Raw genomic sequence first — 20,299 nt, forward strand, 5'->3', positions numbered from 1 at the left:
GCTAACCTAAAAGGAGGGTGATTTTTCCCCAAAATAGGTTCGCGCAATTATCTTTCGTCAATTGATACCGTACCGGCCCTATCTCATGCCAAGCCAGATCAACGCCGCGACGCCCGCGATGATTCGATACCAGGCGAAGGGGGCAAAGCCGTAACGCGTGACGACCGCGAGGAACGCCTTGATCACCGCCCAGGCGACGACGAACGAGACGAGCGAGCCCACCGCGATCAGGCTGAGGTCGTTGGTCGTGATCGCGTCGCGGTGCTTGAACAGCTGGAGTACGGTCGCGCCGGTCAGCGTCGGGAGCGCGAGAAAGAAACTGAACTCGGCGGCGGTCTTGCGGTCGACCCCGAACGACATCGCACCGAGGATCGTCGCGCCCGAGCGGCTGACGCCCGGGATCATCGCGATGCACTGGACCAGCCCGACGAGCATCGATTGCCGCGCCGACACATTCGCGACGCCGCCGACGTCCGTCGTCTTGGCGAAGCGCTCGACGAGCAGGATGGCAAAGCCGCCGATGATCAGCGCCCAGGCGACGACGACGGCATTTTCCAGCAACAGCTCGATATAATCGCCAAAGGCGAGGCCGAGGATCACTGCGGGGAAAAAGGCGAGCAGCAGGTTGCGCACAAAGGCGATCGCCACCGGATCGCGCCGGAAAAACCCGGTGAACATCTCCCAGAATAGTTTCCGGTACAGGACGACGATCGCAAGAATCGCCCCCGGCTGGATCGCGATGTTGAAGATCGCCCAGCGCGCGGCGTCGTAGCCGAGCAATTCGGTAGCGAGGATGAGGTGGCCCGTCGAGGAGACGGGCAAAAACTCGGTCAAACCCTCGACGATGCCGAGGATGATTGCGGTCAGCCAGATGCCCATTATCGCGAAGCGACCGCGGCGAAACGCCCATGGCGGCGATATTGGACGAGCCAGCCCTCGGTGACCGAGGCGAGCGAGGTCGGCGTGACGCCGAGCTCGGCCAGCCCCACGGCGCCCTCGGCAACGATATTGTCACGCTGGAGCATCAGCCACTGATCCTTGGTGATCGGCACGCCGGGCGCCCAGCCGAAGCCGCTCGCGAGCGACGACGCGACGAAATCGGGCACGTCGACGAACACGGGCGAGCGGCCGGTCGCATCGGCGACCCAGCGCAGCAGCTCACCCATCGTCAGCACCTGTGGCCCGCCGAGTTCGAAAGTCTTGCCCGCGGCGCCATCGCCCAGCGCCGCGACCACCGCATCGGCGACGTCGCCGACATAGACCGGCTGGAACTTCGCATTTGGCGCGATAACGGGAACGACCGGCGCCATGCGCATCATCCCCGCGAAGCGGTTGATGAAATGGTCCTCGCGGCCGAACAGGATCGACGGGCGCAGGATTGCGGCGTCGGCAAAGGCCGCGCGAACCGCCGCTTCGCCGTCGCCCTTGCTGCGGCCGTACGCCGAGGCGCTTTCGGGATCGGCGCCGATCGCCGAGACATGGACGAGCGCGCCGGCGCCCGCAGCCTTGGCGGCCGCGGCAACATGGCCCGCGCCGTCGGCCTGCACTGCCTGCATGTCGCCGAACGCGCCGACGAGGTTGATGACGGCGTCGCTGCCCTGCACGGCGCGGAGGGCGCTGGCGGGATCGCGGACATCGCATGCCACGAACTGTGTCTGGCCGAGACCGCCGAGCGGTTTCAGGAAGGTCGCGGCGCGCGGTTCGCGCTGCGCGATGCGGACGCGTGCGCCGCGCGCGAGCAGGCGCTGCACGACATAGCGGCCGAGGAAGCCGCCGCCCCCCAATACCGTGATCAATTGCCCGTCGAGTTTCTGCATGTCGTCCGCCTGTGATCGATTCTCTGGATGGCGCGGGGCGCGCCGACGGCCTTCCCCATGCCGCGAAGCGGAGAGGGGAGCAAGGGGCGAGGACGGCATTGTGACGCGAAACCGACGGCTTTGCGATAAAATGCACCTCGGCTCGTCCGATGCGGTTGACAAGCCGACATACGCGCCGCTAAGCGCCCGCTCCTACCCCGTGCCCAGATGGCGGAATTGGTAGACGCACCAGCTTCAGGTGCTGGCGATCGCAAGGTCGTGGAGGTTCGAGTCCTCTTCTGGGCACCATTTGTACTAGGGCTTTGAAAGCCTTGGGAAATATAGGAAATTTAGGGATTTTCACAACCTCCTAGTACAAACGTGCTAGGGAGCAATCGCTATGTGTACCTATCTCCACAAGGCCCCGAACGGGGTCTATTATTTCCGCATGGGCATCCCTGTGGAGCTTCGCCCCCGCTTCGATGGGAAGCGCGAAATTAAATTCAGCCTCGGAACAAAGGACCGGGATACCGCTAAGCGCCTTATCCCCGATCAGACCAAGGCAGCCCAGCGTCAGATTGAACAGGCGAGGGCATCAACCCGCCCAGCCCCTAAACCCGCCCCGGCTAGATCGCAGGCCCAGCTTGCCCGTGACCGGCAGCGGTGGGAGTTCGATCAGGAACAGGACGCCCTTGCATCTGAGGCGTACATAGATGCTGACCTAGAGATTGCTGAGCTTGAGCCTGTCATGGATGCCCTGAGCGCCGGGCTGGTTCCCGATGCTGCCCCGCAGGACGTTGCCCGCGCCGCTCAGCTAGCCCTTGCCCATGAAAGGGAGATGGCGGCAATCAGGATCGAGCAGGAAGCGAACAAGCGGATTGCCCGTATTGCTCCCCTCGTCCCCGGTGAGGCCATTCCTGAGCCGAAAGGGAAGGGCATCTATCTCGATACCGATATTGTTGCCGGGTGGGCCGCTGAGCGCAATCCATCGGCCAAGGGCAAGGCTGCCTATCTCAGTTCCGCCAACCTGTTCCATTCGATCATGGGCCGTAAGTCTGTCGAGCTAATCAGCAAGGCCGATGTCATGGCGTACAAGCAACGGCTGATAGCGGACCCTGCCCGGTCGCAAGTCAATGTGCGGGACCATCTGGGATACCTCAGGACGTTGCTCGATTGGGCAGCGCAAGATGACAAGATAGAGGCCAACCCCGTCAAAAATGTTCGTATGCGGGTGACGGATAAGGGAGAGGCCCGGAAAGACTTTGACATAGATGACCTAACCGCCCTGCTAGCTGGCCCGGTTCATGCCAATGGCGAGCGGCCTAGTGGCTGTGGCGGAGAGGCTGCATACTGGCTGCCCTTGCTCGCCCTGTTCATGGGAGCGCGCAGAGAGGAGCTAGGCCAGTTGCGGGTCAGCGATGTTCGGAAGGCCCCGTATGTGGACGGGGACGAAAACCGGCAACAGGTATGGTGCATTGATATTACGGATACCCCGGATGACGGGGAAGGGCTGGCCAATCAGGTTAAGAACGCTGCCAGCCGCCGCCTTATCCCGCTGCACCCCAAGCTGATCGAGCTTGGATTTATCCGCTATGTGCAGGGTCTAGCCAATCAACAGGGCAGGGTGTTTCCCGAATTGAAGCCGGTAGGGGTCGGGCAAAAACTTACAGATAAGTGGGGGCAATGGTTCGGGCGGTATAAGCGCCAGATCGGTATCACCGACAGGACCAAGGTGTTTCACTCATTCCGCCATACATGGAAAACCTATGCCGTTGACGCGGGCATTGCTGAGCGTGTCTGTCGGGAGTTCCAAGGGCATGAGGGTAAGGATGCCGCAGACAAATACGGGGCAGCGCCATCAATGACAAAGCTCGTTGAAGCCATCGCATCCTATCGGGTGCCGGGGTTGATATTTCCGCCATCGCCGTCTTAATCCCCGGATGGGGGAGGGCTGCAATGAAGATGCCTTATGAAAAGTGGCAAGCGGGCGATACCGGCTGGCTGGTATTGATCGGCCTGTTAATCGCAGTCGGTATGTATGGGGCGAATGTAACTCCAAACGATAACTTCATATTAGGCGGCTTTGCGGCAGCCGCAGCGTTCGGCTGGTGGAATTACCGCGAGGGCCGCAAGAAGGATTGGTGGGAGGAATTTGATCGGCAGCGCCGGGCGGAAAACGACGCCGCTCCCTGAGCCGATTTGCGGCCCGTACAGAGGCGGCAGAGGTCGCCGGGTAGGTTGCCCTATCCAGCGCCTCATTTGCCCCTGAGAGATTCCCTGTCGGGCCTCAGGCCGGGGTGTCGGTAACCGGGACGCCCGCATATGATCGGGCGCGCTCGCCGGTCTGAGTTGCTCGGTATCCGGTGACGGTCCAATGGCCGGGAATGACCACCTGCCCGTTCTGAATTACCGGGGCGGGACCGGCAGCAGCGGGCGGGCGTCCGGTATACTGAGCCTGTAGGGCCGCATATTCCGGGCTGTCGTCGATGGGACGGCCTTTGAGGTTAGCTCGAAGCTGGCGGACGGCCTCGGCATATTCGCGTGAGTTCATGTTATTTCCTTCCTGTGGGGTATCGGTCTGCCCGGTCGGGGCAGCAATCTCGGCGGGGGTGGGTGCCCAAGGTTCAGCGGCAACAGCTTGGTCGCTAAACGCGAGGGCGTCGGTAATGCCCCAATCCAGCGAAGCGGCATCCTCAGGCGTTGCTAGTCCCTTGGCGACGATCAGGGCTTTGAAATCCTCAACGATCATCGGTTCAAGGGTGGTAAGCGCGCTGTTGTCGCCGGTCTGGTTAAACTGACTGATAGCGGCATCGTATTTGGCCAGCGTCGGGGCATCGCTATGTGCCACTAGCTCAATGATCGTGGCCAGCGTTTCGCGGATACCTGGGACTTGCTTAGCGAAGCCCTCAAGGGCGTTGCTGTATGCGTCTACATGGGGAATGCCCCGTGCAATTTGCGCCTTAGCGGCTTCCTGTACAGTGCGGGGATTATGCCCGTGCAGGGTAATCATAGACAGGGCAGCATTTAGCTCGATCCGCTGTCGGGGGGTTAAGCTCATTCGGTTCCTTCCTTGAGTTTAATAGGTTCGGCCAGCCCGGCCTCGATCAATTCGGGCGGGGCATCTATGCAGCGGGCAAAGTGGGCTAGCTGCCCGGTCCAGACGTGCCCGCAGAGATACCGATAGGCGGCATAGAGGGCGGCATGGTTCAAGCCGGGGCTGCCCGCAGCTTCCCACTCGGCAATGGTTTCTTCGACCACAAGCATGGCTTCCTGTCGTGATGCCGGGGACAGGTCGCGGAGTGCAGGGTTGCCATATTTGACCCAATGCCCAGCGGCCCCGGCATCCTGCCATAGCTGGCATAGGTGGAGATCTAGGCTGGTTCGGACGATGGCAGCGGGATTGCGGCTAGCGTTGCCCGGCTGGATTAATCCATCAACGGTTAGACGGTCGCAGGCCCAGCCCCGTGCAGCTATAGCGACGGCATGGGAAGCGACTAGCTCGCCATGCTCCCCGCACTCAGATCGCAGGGCGTCGAGCGATTGCGGCCAAGGGGGTGCATTGTAATCCTGCTTGCGGGGCTGTGATGCTTTCCGGGCAAGATATTCCTGTCGTCCCTTTTCCCGCTGTTCGGGGGTCTTGATGGTGCTGCCCTTGTCGGTGATGTATTGCCGCAGGGCTTCCTGTTGCGCGTCCCGCTTGGCCTTGGCAGCTTCCCGCTTAGCTCGCGCCTGTCGGGTCAATTCGGCCTTGCTCGGCTTCCTGTTCGGATCGGCAAGTATCGCTGCCTGCCTAGCTTTCATGGCCGCAGATTGCTTTGCCCGGCGTTCCGGGGTCCAACTCGCCTTGTGACCCGTGGCGGGCTTAGGCTGCGATGGCATAGCTGTCCAAGCGTCCCCGGCGCAGGGCAAGGAAATAGCGGCGGAATGCTTCCCAAGGATCGCCGGGGGCAAGGTTGCTAATCTCGACAGGGATAGCCTCAGGGCGTTTCTCGACCAGATATTCCAGCGCATCGGCGGGGAGTGCAGAGAAACCAATCAGCTTGTGCGGTTTCATCACCGCAGCCCGGAAAGCCATGTTGTATTGCAGCCGGGTATATTCGACGGTGAAGATTGCCCGCAGTAGGTTGCCCTCATAGTTCGACGGGTAAGCAACGGTGACGGTGATGTTGCCAAACCCGGCAAGTCGGGCCTGTCGTTCCGCCTCAGCCTCATTGGCAAGGGCAACGGCAAGCTGTTCGTTGGCATCGGTGATAGCCTTTACCAGTTGCTCGGCCTTGGTAATTGCGGGCTTACCGATAAGCTCGATCGTCGCATTGACCTTGGTCAGATCGGCCCGGAGATATTCAAGCTGTGATGTAAGCTCGGCAGAGGTTGCTGCCTTCGTATTAGCGGGCATTGTCGTCCGATCCTTTCAATAGGTCTGAGGGGTCTAAGCTGTTCAGTATGTCGCCATTCGAGCGGGCAGCCTGTTGCGCCTTGCTGGTTTCATTCCCGGCGCTCAGCCGTTCGTGATTGTCCCGGATCGCCTCAACGGGATTATCGGCATTGTAAGCCTGCATGACATGACGGATGCCCCGGCGCTGGTCCGGTTTCCGAAGGGCTGCGATGGGCAGCGGTATGTTCAAAAATTCAAGGGCGGTACGGAAGCCGCCAATTGCCCGACGATCAGCGCAGGCAAGGTAATCTGTGACGGCCTCCCCGTGGAGTACCGAAATATCAATGGTCAGCATATGCGTGTCCTGAATTGTGGCCAATTGGCCCAAAGAGTATGATAGATGCCTCCCGCGCTCGGACTGGTTCCGAAGGGCAGAGGACTTGGTGAAATTGTGGCCAATCGTGGCCAATTGTCCGAAACTTACCCGACTAGATCAGCCTGCTACTCGCCTGTTGTCAGACAAGCGGGAAGGAAACCTTGGGAGCATACCAAGGGAGGCTGACCTAGCCGGATAAAGGGTAAGGGATCATTCCCGTAAACAGCCTAGATAGTTAGATGATGCAAATTAACTAAGCATCTAAGCTGATTATGAGAATGATATGATCATATCAGGATATACTATAATAGTATGATCCTAGATTGACTGAGTTTTGGCTGTATCCCGTCTCGTTCCTCTCCCCTCAAATACAGATGTAACTTTTCAGCTAACACCCTGAGGATATAGAGGATCGAAACAACACAGCCTCTAGTCTAGGTATGCGGTTGCATGATCCTGAGTTGACTTGAGTTTGGCTTGCATTGCCCGTCTCGTTTCGTTCCCAGCATGATTGGCCTTAGCCTTTCCTGCTGCTCTCCGCTTACGCTAGCGCACCTTTCGGCGCACGTATGGAACGATCATGTTTAGTCCGTCATGCCTGACGTTTCCCCGGCTTTACGGGTGGCGCGATAATATGCCCGGCTGTTCAACATGGGCGGGTGAGGGCGGCTTAGTCCTCAAGAGGGCGGCGAAATGGTCTATCCTTCAAAGCGGTAACGAATTGCCGTTTTCCTCAAGACGATGCCGAAATGGATCGGCCCGTTTCTCTCAAGACGGTACCAGCTAGAGTTTGTGGCCAATTTCCATCGTCGGCCACAGCATCTGGTATGCCGGATCATCCCTCAAGTGTGTATCAGCCAGCGCGTGTCGCGGTCCCGATTGCAGGCCGGTGAGTGCGCTGGACCCTTCCCGGTTCAGATAGATGCAGGTTTCTTCTCTCAAGTGTGTAGCGATTGGGTGTAGCAATACACTAACACAGTATATCCAAGGTGTATCAGTGATATAAGACAGCCAAAATCTGCCGTTTTCCTCAAGGGTGTCCCAATACGATTATGCGGCCATCCGGCCCAGCGCCTTGTGCAGCGATGCTAGGTGCCATTTCCCCCCGGCAGGGCTGGCAATCCCCCGGTCATTCAGGGCCGCGACCATCTGGCGCATGGTCATCCCTTCGCCCTTCAATTCCCGTAGCACCGGCAGGACCGGCTCTAGGCGTTCCACGGCCTCAGCCTTGTTCCGGGCAGCCTGCACCTTCCCATGCTTCCCTAGCACCTGTCCCCGCTCCTTTGCGGCGGCAAGGGCTGCCTTGGTCCGCTGAGAAATCAGCCCAGCCTCTAGCTCAGCAACGGCTGCCATCTGTGTGACGATGAACCGGCCCATAGGCCCGGACACCTGAGGCATATCAGCAAAGGCAACATCTGCCCCGCTGTCGATCAGGGTAAGCAGGAAGCGAGTGTTACGGGCTAGGCGATCCAGCTTGGCCACGATCAATACAGCCCGCTCCTTCTTCGCCGCAGCCAGCGCAGCGACAAGCTCAGGCCGTCGGGCTAGCGCATTGCTGCCCTTGCCGGTTTCAACCTCGACATGCTCAGCGATAAGCCCAAGCCCATTGCTCGCTAGGTATCTGGCTACGGCATCCCGTTGCGCATCTAGTCCTAGCCCGCTCTTGCCCTGTCGGTCGGTCGATACCCGTAGGTATGCGATAGCCTTGGTATGGCGATGATCGTTCATTGTCTGCCCTATCTGTTCATATGTCTACCCTCGTATACCCATGAACAACGTAGGATGCAATACGGCAATGATCGGCTTGCGCAGCCCAGCTACGGCCAGCCCACCCCACGGGGACAATCGCGCACAAATGCTCTGAGGTACCCCCGCGCATGACAGTATCATTTTCAGGCCGTGGCCGGTTGTGATACCGCAAGGGCTAGGGGGAGACGAAATTGTCAGGGCAAAATATCGAACTGTCGCTATCGGAGAGCTTTGCGAAGCATAAGCGCAACCTCCTGTTCGTCTCGGCCATCGTTGCGATACTGGCCGTAGCGTCCCCCGATCAGGTGAAGATACCGGGAGTAGGGGATAGTCAGGTCCCCGGCCCGGCTGCGTACTTCCTGCTCGGCGCTGCGCTGCTCTATTTCTTCTGGTCCTACTGGGTCGAGCTTCTAGCTGTTGAGGCGAGAAATTCGGAGATCACGGCTGACAGCACGGGCGCCGGGGTCGCTGCAAAGCTCAATGCGTTTGTGACATCCCTTAAGGCTGAAGTATCTGCTGTCACGGAATTTCACGCCCAAGTGAAACCCTTAATGAGTAGCAATGGTGATGACGATATTGAAATTCTGAGATCCAAGCTTAGATCAAATATAGATAATATGGACAAGCAAATCAATATACTTCGTTCTATTGGGGATGACTATGAAAAACTAAAATCTAAGGAGGGCTATAGTTTATTTGATCATATTGGCCAGATTAAGGATGCTATGAGTGTAGGTATACAATTATACCTTAAAGACAGTAAATCCATTAAAGATAAATGGAGCAAGATTGACAAAATTCATAATAAAATATTTAATAAAATTGAAGATATAGAAGTTAGAACCATTAATTTTTCTAAGAGAATAGAGATAATATCGAGTAGAATTAGCAGGTCTCAGCGAGTTGGCTTTACCGCTTTGGAGAAGTATATTCCTATTGCTCTATCTGTGACTGCATTTCTCATCTGCTTGGACGGAGCATTTAACTGCGAGCGGGTTGCAGACATTCTTCGCAATCAGGTCCCTGTTTTGGCAGACAATCAGAGATCACCGGCAAATGCGGTGCCTAAACAGGGACCCACATCGACGGATAACCGTTGATTTCCCTAGTACAAAGGGTTAGTACAGCCGGACTAGGCGTTTTAGGAAATCTCTTTATTTTCCAATAGTTAGTGGTCGGCCCATCAAATCCTCTTCTGGGCACCAGTGACCTTTCCGGCAACGTCCGGGAATGTCCAGCAAGCGGCTGGTTTTCCACCGTTTTTTCGATGAGAATCGCTGAATGGAATCCAGGCTGATCCAGCCGGAACCATCAGCATACCATCAGCTTTGATGGTGTTTTTGATGGTTCCGGTCAGCCTCTTGCAGGTGAAACCATCATGACGCTTACCCACATCCAGATCTCGAACGCCAAGCCCATGGAAAAGGCCTATAAAATGGCCGATTCGGATGCGCTGTACCTCTTGGTAAGGCCGAACGGGGCCAAACTCTGGCGAATGAACTATCGGCACCTCGAACGGCAAAAGACGCTCTACTTCGGGTCTTGGCCGGACGTCGGGATTTCCGCCGCCCGTGAGTTGCGAGACGCGGCCCGCAAGAAAATCGTCTCCGGTCTCGACCCGGCCGCGGAAAAGAAGGTCGAACGGATCACCCGAAAGATCGCCGAGGACAACACGTTCAAGACGATTGCGGCGGAATGGCTGGCGAAAAACGAACGGGAAGAGCGCGCGGCCGTCACGCTTCGCAAAATTCGCTGGCTTCTCGATATCGCCAATCCATTGATCGGCAGCCGGCCGATCTCAAAAATCACGCCCCAGGAAGTTCTGGCCGTTCTCCGAAAGGTCGAAGCAAATGGCCGGTATGAAAGTGCCCGTCGAATGCGCAGCGTTATTAGCAGAGTCTTCCGCTATGCAATCGCCACCGCAAGGGCCGACCGTGATCTCGCGGCTGACCTGCGCGGCGCGCTCACGGCACCCAAGGTAAAGCACCACGCCGCGATCACGACCCGCAAGGAAACAGGGGCGCTCTTGCGCGCTATCGAAGGATATACCGGTCACGAAATCACGGCGATTGCGCTGCGACTGACTCCGCATGTCTTCGTCAGGCCGGGGGAATTGCGACAGGCGGAATGGACAGAGATCGATGTCGAGGACGCGGTGTGGACGATCCCGGCCGACAAAATGAAAATGCGTCGCCAGCACTGTGTTCCCCTGTCGAGGCAGGTTCTCGAAATGCTTGAAGTACTGCACGGCCTCACCGGCCATGGGCAATTTCTGTTTCCGTCGTTTCGGACCTCCCGGCGGTGCATGTCCGAGAATACGGTGAGCGCGGCACTGCGTCGCCTCGGCTATAGCCGCGAGGAGATGACGGCGCATGGGTTCCGATCGACAGCAGCCACGCTCCTCAACCAGATGGGCATGTGGCACCCTGATGCGATCGAGAGGCAGCTCGCCCATCTCGATGCCAATGCGACCCGCCGTATCTACACGCGAGGCGAATATTGGGATGAGCGCGTCCGCATGATGCAACATTGGTCCGACTATCTGAACGAGCTTCGCGATGGCGCTCAAATTCTGCGACCCGCTTTCGGGAAACCGGCGAACTCAAGTGGCTAGCCGCCGGTCAGCGCCTTGAGGCTCTTGAATGGAATTAATGTGGACCGGCCGACCTTGACGGTGTCGAGGTCGCCGGACTCGATGAGTTCATATATTCGTGATCGACTGATGCCGGTAAGCTTGACGGCGGTCGAAATCCGCACCGTTAGGGGCTCGACAAATACGATCTCGACCGGAGCGTCATCAGAATCCCGCATCTTTCGTGTCCTCGCAACGAGACATTTTTGCGCGCGGTTCCAACGCAGCTTTCGCCGGCTCGAGTATTCCCGGCGCCACGTTCGTCACAAGGGTTAGGGCATAAATCTGCCGGTCGGCGGCATTCCTGCGCCGCGGGGGCAATCGGACCAATGCTGCAGCCAAGCCGAGCGAGGAGGAAGAGAGGGGGGGATTGCGTGTCCGTCCTGATGAAGAGGCTTGCCATGCCTGCTGGGTTTTCAACGTCTCGAAAGCCAGAACTCGAGGTCGCCGGGGCTGCTCTTGTGCGCCGCTTAGGCGGGGCTTGGTCAGGCGATTCTGGCATGTGCTGCTGTCCTGCTCATGACGATCGAACGCCGAGCCTGTCGGTCAGGGTTGGCGAAACACGACTTTTGTTCAAATGCTTTGCCGGCTGCGACATTTCCGATGTGCTCCGGGCTCTCCGTCGCGACGATCTGACCGCCCTCGACGCGCATGACGGCAGGGGTGTGCCATCCTGCCTGCCTAAGGAATGGCTACAGCGGCGTGCCCGTGAGCTGTGGGGCATTGGTCGGCCAATAAATTGGACAATCGCGGAGACCTATTTGCGGAATAGGTCGATCGATATTGCACCTGACTGCCTGCGCTTCGCTCCGCGAACGCCGCTTGGCAGGGGGCGACTGGCCGTGTTCCGACCGGCGATGCTCGCCGCGGTAACAGATGATTCGGGATTGGTGGCCGTCCACCGGACCTTCCTGGATCGCAAGGGCCGACGCGCGCGCGACCTCCAGCATCCTCGCAGATTGCTCGGTCACCCCCGCACAGGTGCGGTTCGACTCGCGCCCGCCACTGATACACTCGGAATTGCCGAGGGCATCGAGACAGCGATCTCGGCGATGATCCTCCTCGGCATTCCGGTCTGGGCTGCGCTCGGCAATGAGCGCATCCCACGTATTGCTACGCCAGATTCGGTGTCGCGTCTCATCCTGTTGCCCGACAACGACCGTGCCGGCCGCCTCGCCGTGCCGCTCGCCATGAAGGCGCAGGCGGTCTCCGGACGGCGTATCGAGACGATCTGGCCATGGAACGATCGGAACGACTGGAACGACGTCCTACGACATGGAGGGAAGGGAGCGAGGGACTGGCGGCGCCGAGCGGCCTGAATGGTCGGGCCATCGCCGCCAGGAGACAGACTATGACATTTCCCATCATATACGCTCTCGCGCGCAATTGCGTCGTGTCGCCGCTCAATGTCCGAACCGAAAGCGACCCGGATGCCGATGCCGAACTGGAAGCTATGATCGGCCAGGCCGGCTTCATCATCCAGAATCTGATTGGCACCGCTGTCAAGCGCAAGAAGGATCAGTACAGCATCTTCGGCGGCGGGCGCCGTCTCACGAGGGTGCACGCGCTGATCGAGAAGGGCGAGCTTCCGGAAGATTTCAAAGTACCGGTCATGGTTCGGCCCGACACCAAGGACGCGATCGAACTCAGCTATGCTGAAAATCGCAAGCTGCCGATGAGCGCTGCGGACGAATGCATGGCGTTCAAGAATATGATCGAGAAAGAGGACAAGACTGCGGCCCAGGTAGCGGCGCGCTTCGGCAAAACCGAGCGTTTTGTTCTCGGTCGCGTCCGTCTCGCGGACCTGCACGAGACAGTCTTCGATGCGCTGCGCAAGGGCGAAATCACCCTCGAAATCGCGAAAGCCTATGGCAGCACGTCGGACACAGCCCGACAGGCCCGTGTCTTCGAGCAATATCGCGAGAGCTATTACCGTAATGACCCGTTCACCATCCGGCGTGAGCTCGCCGCCGGCAACTATCGAGGCAACGACCCGAAGGCTTTGCTCGTTGGACGCGAAGCCTATGTCGAAGCGGGCGGGCGGATCGACTCCGACCTCTTCTCCGACAGCGCGTCCGAAAACTGGATCGACGGCGACGTCCTCGACCGGCTCGCCGATGAGAAGCTTGCGGCGGAAGCTGAATCGATCCGCGCGCGCGAGGGCTACGCGGAAATTCGCGCGGTCCCAATGACGCGCATCTCGTTCGCGGATTATGACGGCCTCCGCCCGGTCCGCGGCGAGATCCCCGAACCGACGGCAGAGGAGGAAGCGCGGTGCGCCGAGATCGAGGCCGAGATGAACTCCATCGCCGAATCCGCTGACGAGAGTGATGACGGCATCACCGAGGACGAGGAACAGCGGTATCGCGAACTCGAATCCGAACTGAGCGGCATCCAGAATCGACCGGCAGTCCTCACCGAAGACCAGAAAGCCGCGGCCCTCGCCTTCCTCGTCATCGGCGAAGACGGCCAGCCCCGCGTTCATCATCAGGCCTACATGGTCCCGAACGAGGCCGACGAAGACATCGATGGCGACGAAGATGACGACGGCGACACCGAAGGCTCTGTTTCGGCGAAACCGTCGATGAGCCAGCGGCTCATCGACGAACTCGCGACGATGAAAGCCGAGCTGCTCCGGGTCCATGTCGCAAGCGATCCGCGCTTCGCGCTCGATCTCGGCACGTTCGTGATGGTCGATGCGGCTTTGCGGCGCTACGCCTCCGATCTCGCGAGCGACCTTCGCGCCGACTCTGCGCCGTCGCGCGTCATTGGCTTCGAGAGCGGATCGCTCGCGGCTGACGAATGGACGAAGCTCGAAGAGGGGCTCGATCGAAGCTGGGTCCAGCCGAACATCGGCGTCGCCGGGCGCTACGATGCCTTCTGCGCGCTCGGCGAAGAAGCGCGTGCGGCTTGGCTCGCCTGGGCGATTGCCCGGACGATCCATGCGGTGCCCATGAAAGATTCCGCCAGCGGTTTCGTCGATCATCTCGGTCGCAAGCTCGAGATCGACGTCGCCGCCTGGTGGCGCCCGACGGCCGCGAATTACTTCAAGCGGCTGACCAAGAGCTCCATCATCGACCTCTTCCAGGACATCGGTGGCAGCGAACTCAGCCAGCGCTACGGGGCATCGAAGAAGGACTTGCTCGCGTCCTCGGCTGAACAGCTCTTCGCCGGGAACATCATCGTCGAGGCGGACGTCAAGGAAAAGGCGCTTGCGTGGCTCCCTGACGCCATGCGCTTCGAGCACCCGGTCGCCGAACCGGTGAACGATGATCGCGATGACGAAATGACCGACGCCGTCGATCCCGAGGCGGCGGGCGATCCTGCCGATGATGTCGACGAGGACGAGCAGCTCTCCGACGCGGCCTGATTCTCCGTCCGGCCTATTGGGTCGCGGCCACACGCCGCGGCCCCTCTTTTCCTGCCATTCGCGTCGGGAGGAGAGGGGGAAGGGCGATGGCAGCGGGGGCGTGTTGCTCCCGAACTTCTTCAGGAGAATTGCCATGACCCTTCCGCTTCTGAGGCTTGCCGAAATCCCGGATACCGCGGCCCGAGAAAACGCCGAACGCCTCTATGGCGTCGCGCGCGCACTGCGCGACCGGCTTGCTGTTCCGCAATCGGTGACTCGCTCCCTGCTCAAGCGGTTGATGACCGAAGCGTTCGGCGGGTCCGATGCCGACGGGCGCTGGTCGATGCGCGATGCCTATGACGCGCTCGAAGCCGCGCAGGCTTCTGACACGCTCGCGCCCGACAATGAACCGAACCCGGACTGCGCGCCCGAAGATGATTTCGCGGATATCCTCGCGTTTGAGAAGGCGCTGCCGACCCAGACCTACCGCAGCGAGCACCAGATCGACATGCAGCAGTTCAGCACGCCCGCCGCGCTGTCCTGGCTAGCGGCCCGAACGGCGGCGATCATGACCGACGATCATGTGCTCGAACCGTCGGCGGGCACGGGCATGCTCGCGGCGCACGCGATTGCCGCCGGCGCGAGCGTCTCGCTCAACGAGCGCGATCCCTGCCGGGCGGCGCTGCTTTCCCTCGTGACGAGCCGCGCGGTCACGACCCATGACGCCGAATTTATCAACGACCGACTGCCGGCGGATGTTCGGCCCACCGTCGTCCTGATCAACCCGCCCTTCAGCCGTAGCGAGGCGCGCGGCCAGGACCGTCATGCCGGGGCTCGCCATCTTCGCTCCGCGCTGCTGCGTCTTGCCGAGGGCGGACGCTGCGTCGCGATCATGTCGCCGACCTTCGCGCACGATGCGAGCGGTGCGAGCGGCTATGTCTCCGTCGCCGAAATTGCCCGCCCGCGCGTCGAGATCACGATTCTCGGCCGCCCCTATGCGAAGCATGGTACCAGCGTCGCTATCCGCCTGATCGTCTTCGACAAGGGCTGGATCGGCCAAACTGAGCGACACACGGTCGACACGATCGAGGCGGCGCTGCCGATCGTGCTCGCGCTTCCGCCGCGGCTTGACCCGTCCGACGAACCGCCGCCCGCGTCCCCGGCGGTGATCCCGATGCGGCCCGCGCTGGGGCCTTCGTCGTCTTCGCTCTTCTCCGGCCTCGCTGGCCCCAGGATCATTGCGCCTTCACGGATTGCCGCCAAGGATGATTCGGCGCGGCCGCTCGCCTATTCGGTTCGCGATACGCCGTTGCCGGTCGGCGATCCGGTCGGCATCTACGCGCCCTGGCGGCTCGCCCGCATCGATATTCCGGGCGCGAAGCCACACCCCGACAATCTCGTGGAATCGCTCGCCATGGCGTCGGTTCTGCCGCCGATCCCCCAATATCGTCCGCTCTTCCAGAAGCGGGCGAGCGAGTCGCTGTCCGACGCCCAACTCGAAGCGATCATCTACGCAGGCGATGCCTTCTCGCGCGACCTGCCGAGCCGGTTCGTCACCAACACCGCCGGCGACCTGCTGATCGAGGATTCCGAAGGCCCCGCCTATCGCATGGGTTTCTTCATCGGCGACGGGACGGGCGTGGGCAAGGGCCGCGAAGGCGCTGCGATCATTCGGGACCAATGGAACTGCGGCAACCAGCGCGCGATCTGGATATCTAGGGGCGCGACGCTCCTTGAAGATGCCCGGCGCGACTGGAGCGCGCTTGGCGGACTTCCGATCGATGTCCAGCCGCTCGACGCCTTTCCGCTCGGCCAGCCGATCGGCATGGCGAGCGGCATCCTTTTCCTCACCTATGCGACGCTCCGGTCCCAGCGCCACGACCAATGCTCGCGCCTGCAGCAGATTCTCGAGTGGACTGGCGCAAACTTCGAAGGCGTGATCCTGTTCGATGAATCCCATTCGATGGGCAACGCCGCGGGCACCAAGGACGAGTATCGGCGGGCCAAGGGTTCCGAACAGGGCCTTGCCGGGGTCCGCCTGCAAAATGCGCTGCCGCGCGCCCGCGTCGTCTATGAATCGGCCACCGGTGCGACGAAGCCCGAAAATTTGAGCTACGCCTCGCGGCTCGGCCTCTGGGGTCCGGGCACCGCCTTTGCCAACCGTGACAGCTTTCTCGCTGCGATGACGGATGGCGGCATCGCCGCGATGGAAATCGTCGCCCGCGATCTCAAGTCCATGGGCCTCTATACGGCCCGCGCCCTCAGTTTCGCCGGCGTCGAATATGACCCACTCGAGCATCAGCTCACGCCCGACCAGATCGACATCTACGACGCCTATGCCGACGCGTGGGCCATCATCCACCAGAACCTCGACGAGGTCCTTATGGCATCGAACATCGTCGACCGCATGTCGGGCCAGACGATGAACGCCCAGGCCAAGGGATCGGCGCTCAGCCGGTTCGAGAGCGCGAAGCAGCGGTTCTTCTCGCAGGTCCTGATCTCGATGAAGATGCCGACGGTCGTTCGCGCTATCGAGGATGAACTCGCCACGGGCCATGTCGCCGTCGTCCAACTCACCAGCACGGCCGAGGCAATTCTCGGCCGCCGCCTTGCAGATCTTTCGCCCGAAGAACGCGCGAACCTGTCGATCGATGTCTCGCCGCTCGACACGCTGATCGATTATCTGAGAACGGCCTTCCCGACGCGCCAGATGCGCGCCTTTCGCGCGACCGATGGATCGATGCGCTCCGAGCCGATGCTTGACGACGAGGGCAACGGTGTCCTGTGCCAGGAAGCGGTCGACGCGCGCGACGAGCTGATCGAGCGGCTCTGCTCGATACCGCCGGTTCCGGCTGCGCTCGACTTCCTGCTCGCGCATTTCGGGACCGACATGGTCGCGGAAGTCACGGGACGCACGCGGCGCATCGTCGTCGACGGGCAAGGCCGGCAGAAGGTCGAGCGTCGCACGTCCAGTTCCAACATCGCCGAGACCGACAATTTCATGTCGGGGCGAAAGCCTATCCTCGTCTTTTCCGAGGCGGGCGGCACCGGACGCTCTTATCATGCCGACTTGGGTTGCCCCACAGCGCACAAGCGGCGCATCCATTTCTTGCTCGAGCCCGGGTGGCGCGCCGACATCGCGATCCAGGGCCTCGGCCGCACCCACCGCACCTACCAATCGATGCCGCCGGTGTTCCGCCCCGTCACGACCAACTGCAAGGGCGAACGTCGGTTCATCAGCACCATCGCTCGCCGCCTCGACATGCTCGGCGCGCTCACGCGCGGCCAACGCCAGACGGGCGGCCAGAACCTGTTCGATCCGGCCGATAATCTCGAAAGCTGCTACGCCCGCGAGGCCCTGACCCAGTGGTATCACCTTCTCCACGCGGGCAAGCTCGCGAGCGTCAGCCTCGAGAAGCTCCAGATCATCACCGGTCTGAAGCTCGTCGATGAGCACGGCACCTTGCTCGACAAGCTGCCGCCGATCCAGCGATGGCTCAACCGCATCCTCGCGCTGCGGATCGCGACTCAGAATGCGATCTTCGAGGAGTATATGGGTCTAATACAGGCCCGGGTCGACGCCGCGCGCGAAGCCGGAACGCTCGATCTCGGCGTCGAGGCGATCCGCGCCGAGCACATCGTCCCGATCTCGGAGCGGGTGCTCAAGAAGGACCCGGTGTCCGGCGCCGAAACCCGGCTGCTCCGCCTCGAGCTTCATCTGAAGCCGCACGTTACAGGATGGGCGCGCCTCGACAGAATCTGGGGCGGCACCACAGATGTCCAGTATCTCCGCAACAATCGTTCGGGACGCGTCGCCCTTTGCGTTCCATCCTGGTCGATTACCGACGACGAGGGGCGCCCAGTCAAGATGCTGGAGTTTGTCCGACCGACGGGTTCCAAGCGCATCCAACTCGCCGAGCTTTGGCAGACCTTCTGGAAGGAAATTGATCGCGACAGCTTCAAGGCCTTCTGGGACGTAGAGGTGTCCGAGGCGCTCGAGAAGGTCGATATTCATACGATCAGCGTTGCGACCGGCCTCCTACTGCCCGTCTGGAACAAGCTGCCGCAAGATGATGTTCGCGTCTGGCGGATCGATGACGCAGCGGGAACCTCGATACTCGGACGCATCGTGATGCCCGCGGCGCTCGAGAAACTGGAAACCGCATTTGGTCTTGAATCGTCCATCAAGCTTACCCCTGCTGAATTGATCGAGGCGGCGCGTGGCGGCGATGGCACACTGATCCCGGGCCTCCACGGCGCGCGCCTCGTTTCCACGATGGTGAACAGTAGCCGGCGCTTTGAGGTCCGGGATTTCCAGCCGCAGGATCGCGAATGGCTCAAGGCTCGCGGCGCGTTCAGCGAGGTGATCCAGTACAAGACGCGGCTCTTCCTTCCGGCTGAAAAGGCCGACGAAATCCTCGCAGCAATCATCGACCAGCGGCCGCAGTGAATCCAAAATCGAAGAAGGAGAACGCCATGTCTGGCTCGGGTCTGCCGGTCGATCAGGACTTTGTCGACCGCTTCAACACGGCCCTCATCGCGCTCCGGAGCGAGGCAATCGGAGCCGGGTGTGGCGGCGGAATTGTCCGCAGGGCCATCGAGACGATGCAGGTTCGCATGACAGACTGTGCATCTGCGACCATTCGAGTCCCTTTCGTTCCGGCAAACGCTCGTTTCTATCCACGCCGGTCTCGATCTTCGCCTCGCAGATCCGACCCAACTAATTCTGAAAGCCGACCTAACCCGTGGAATCGGTCGATGTCGTGATCTATTTTGCGGACGAACCGGAGTGCCTCCCTTCAGGAGCGCCGGTTGCGATAACGAGCATTCCAAACGGAGAAGCGACCAGTCGGCTTCGCGCCGGATATCGGTTGCTCTGGCGGTCGTCGCAGAATTCTGAAATCGGACAGAAAGTTTCGAGCATCGAATTCAGGCCGGCGTTGCCGATGAGCGCATCGGGTCCAAGAGGAACAGCTTGTATGCCGGGCGGAAGCCGGAAGTGTCTATTTTTGTGTCGTTTCAACGGCGTAGGCGTTATTCAGGAACCGTAGGTCAAAGAAATTGTCAAAGTTGCGGTCGTCCGGCACCTCTCTGATTCTGCCCCGCCCTGAGAGAAACCGCGCGATCGGATGGAGTGATCGTGCAAAGGCACCTGCATTTCCGTCTTGTCCCAGATATGCCGACGTCAATTGCTGGCGGCAGGGCAGGACTCCCGTGCCGCGCATCATTCGCGCAGCCTCCTGTGGATCGACACCCAGCTCGCGCTCGACGATTTGCGCCGTTTCCTCGGGGTGGTCATGCCAGAACGTGATCGCAGCGCATTCCGCTTGTACATAGCGGGCGACCAGTTCCGGCCGCGCCTCGGCTAGCGCCTTGGTTACTACGGCGATGTCGCCAACAGCCAGGCCATGTTTTGCCATGTCGCGATTGTCTATCAGGATACGGCCGCCATCTGCTACCATCTGATGAAGTGCCGTCTCCCAAAGCCAGGCGCCATCGATCTCTCGCCGGTCCCATGCGGTCCGCGCTTGCGATGGTGTCATGTCGACCAGCGTGACGGCATTTTCGGGAATATGTTCCAGCCGCAACAATGACAGCAGGAGATAGTAGGACGTCGACCCGAACGGAACCGCGATCCGCTTACCCGAAAGATCGGTGGGTGCGGAAATGGGGAGGTCGGCCCGCACGACCAAGCCTTCGACGCTGCCCAGCATGTTGAGGATGAAGAGGCCGCGATAAGGAAGTCCGGCCGATATGCCCGCCGCAGCGGGGGGTGTGCCAACGGCTCCGAAGTCGATCCGGCCGGCGGCAATGGCGGCGTTGACCTGTCCGCCCGTTTCGAACGGCACCCATTCGACTTTTAGCCCGGCCCGCTCGTGGAGGCCGAGCGCCTTGCTGACCAGTTGCGCGTTGGCAAGGCGCAGATAGCCGACGCGGATCGTTCCGGAAGGCGCCTCGGGCGCTGCCGCTATCGGTGATGCAAGGGCGATTGCGGCGATCAGGATCGCAGCAGACACGCGCT

At 60.7% G+C, this 20,299-nt stretch carries 16 protein-coding genes and 1 tRNA gene; 8 read left to right on the forward strand and 9 right to left on the reverse strand.

Features of this window, described 5'->3' with window-relative positions:
- Positions 1-78 precede the first annotated feature (78 nt).
- Positions 79-879 (reverse strand): undecaprenyl-diphosphate phosphatase, encoded by an 801-nt coding sequence (locus J2X38_RS16115; protein ID WP_310255420.1) that lies wholly within the window; start codon positions 877-879, stop codon positions 79-81.
- A complete protein-coding gene (locus J2X38_RS16120; protein ID WP_310255422.1) occupies positions 879-1,817 on the reverse strand; it encodes a complex I NDUFA9 subunit family protein in 939 nt (312 codons plus the stop codon). The genes J2X38_RS16115 and J2X38_RS16120 overlap by 1 nt, the downstream gene beginning before the upstream one ends.
- A gap of 201 nt (positions 1,818-2,018) precedes the next feature.
- Between J2X38_RS16120 and J2X38_RS16125 the strand changes: the two genes are divergently transcribed.
- The 3 genes from J2X38_RS16125 (at position 2,019) to J2X38_RS16135 (ending at position 3,989) form a co-directional block, all read left to right on the forward strand.
- Positions 2,019-2,105 (forward strand) — tRNA-Leu (locus tag J2X38_RS16125).
- A 91-nt stretch (positions 2,106-2,196) separates the two neighbouring features.
- Positions 2,197-3,729 carry a site-specific integrase gene (locus J2X38_RS16130; RefSeq protein ID WP_310255424.1) on the forward strand — a complete coding sequence of 511 codons (1,533 nt, stop codon included), beginning with the start codon at positions 2,197-2,199 and terminating at the stop codon, positions 3,727-3,729.
- A gap of 23 nt (positions 3,730-3,752) precedes the next feature.
- Positions 3,753-3,989: a hypothetical protein gene (locus J2X38_RS16135; RefSeq protein WP_310255426.1), complete on the forward strand. Its 237-nt coding sequence runs from the start codon at positions 3,753-3,755 to the stop codon at positions 3,987-3,989.
- 94 nt (positions 3,990-4,083) lie between these two features.
- Here the strand turns inward: J2X38_RS16135 and J2X38_RS16140 are convergent, their stop codons facing one another.
- From J2X38_RS16140 to J2X38_RS16160, 5 genes are all read right to left on the reverse strand, one after another.
- Positions 4,084-4,854 carry a hypothetical protein gene (locus J2X38_RS16140; protein ID WP_310255428.1) on the reverse strand — a complete coding sequence of 257 codons (771 nt, stop codon included), beginning with the start codon at positions 4,852-4,854 and terminating at the stop codon, positions 4,084-4,086.
- Positions 4,851-5,597, reverse strand: coding sequence for a hypothetical protein (locus J2X38_RS16145; RefSeq protein ID WP_310255430.1), 747 nt, complete (start codon positions 5,595-5,597; stop codon positions 4,851-4,853). The genes J2X38_RS16140 and J2X38_RS16145 overlap by 4 nt, the downstream gene beginning before the upstream one ends.
- A 61-nt stretch (positions 5,598-5,658) precedes the next feature.
- Complete coding sequence (locus tag J2X38_RS16150; protein ID WP_310255432.1) at positions 5,659-6,192, reverse strand: hypothetical protein; 534 nt, start codon at positions 6,190-6,192, stop codon at positions 5,659-5,661.
- Positions 6,182-6,526, reverse strand: a complete 345-nt coding sequence (locus J2X38_RS16155; RefSeq protein ID WP_310255434.1) for a hypothetical protein — start codon at positions 6,524-6,526, stop codon at positions 6,182-6,184. The genes J2X38_RS16150 and J2X38_RS16155 overlap by 11 nt, the downstream gene beginning before the upstream one ends.
- Positions 6,527-7,597: 1,071 nt before the next feature.
- On the reverse strand, positions 7,598-8,275 hold the full coding sequence (locus J2X38_RS16160) for a recombinase family protein (RefSeq protein ID WP_310255436.1): 678 nt from the start codon (positions 8,273-8,275) through the stop codon (positions 7,598-7,600).
- Between the two features lie 212 nt (positions 8,276-8,487).
- On the opposite strand from J2X38_RS16160, the gene J2X38_RS16165 reads away from it, so the two are divergent.
- Both J2X38_RS16165 and J2X38_RS16170 read left to right on the forward strand, forming a co-directional pair.
- The gene (locus J2X38_RS16165; RefSeq protein ID WP_310255438.1) at positions 8,488-9,396 is read left to right on the forward strand and encodes a hypothetical protein; all 909 of its coding nucleotides are present in this window, start codon (positions 8,488-8,490) and stop codon (positions 9,394-9,396) included.
- Positions 9,397-9,674: 278 nt separating this feature from the next.
- Entirely contained in the window at positions 9,675-10,910 is a 1,236-nt protein-coding gene (locus tag J2X38_RS16170) for a phage integrase central domain-containing protein (protein ID WP_039575702.1), read from the forward strand.
- Here J2X38_RS16170 and J2X38_RS16175 read toward each other — a convergent pair.
- On the reverse strand, positions 10,907-11,107 hold the full coding sequence (locus J2X38_RS16175; RefSeq protein ID WP_039575699.1) for a helix-turn-helix domain-containing protein: 201 nt from the start codon (positions 11,105-11,107) through the stop codon (positions 10,907-10,909). The genes J2X38_RS16170 and J2X38_RS16175 overlap by 4 nt on opposite strands.
- A 195-nt stretch (positions 11,108-11,302) precedes the next feature.
- Here J2X38_RS16175 and J2X38_RS16180 point away from each other — a divergent pair, with 195 nt between their 5' ends.
- From J2X38_RS16180 to J2X38_RS16190, 3 genes are all read left to right on the forward strand, one after another.
- Positions 11,303-12,247 carry a toprim domain-containing protein gene (locus tag J2X38_RS16180; RefSeq protein ID WP_234716070.1) on the forward strand — a complete coding sequence of 315 codons (945 nt, stop codon included), beginning with the start codon at positions 11,303-11,305 and terminating at the stop codon, positions 12,245-12,247.
- A 32-nt stretch (positions 12,248-12,279) separates the two neighbouring features.
- Complete coding sequence (locus J2X38_RS16185; RefSeq protein ID WP_039575697.1) at positions 12,280-14,298, forward strand: ParB/RepB/Spo0J family partition protein; 2,019 nt, start codon at positions 12,280-12,282, stop codon at positions 14,296-14,298.
- Positions 14,299-14,431: 133 nt separating this feature from the next.
- Positions 14,432-18,727, forward strand: coding sequence for a strawberry notch family protein (locus J2X38_RS16190; protein ID WP_039575694.1), 4,296 nt, complete (start codon positions 14,432-14,434; stop codon positions 18,725-18,727).
- Positions 18,728-19,280: 553 nt separating this feature from the next.
- Here J2X38_RS16190 and J2X38_RS16195 read toward each other — a convergent pair.
- Positions 19,281-20,294: an ABC transporter substrate-binding protein gene (locus J2X38_RS16195; protein ID WP_158514388.1), complete on the reverse strand. Its 1,014-nt coding sequence runs from the start codon at positions 20,292-20,294 to the stop codon at positions 19,281-19,283.
- Positions 20,295-20,299 lie beyond the last annotated feature (5 nt).

It is taken from the genome of Sphingopyxis sp. BE235 (genome assembly GCF_031457175.1).
In the GTDB taxonomy this organism is placed as follows: domain Bacteria; phylum Pseudomonadota; class Alphaproteobacteria; order Sphingomonadales; family Sphingomonadaceae; genus Sphingopyxis.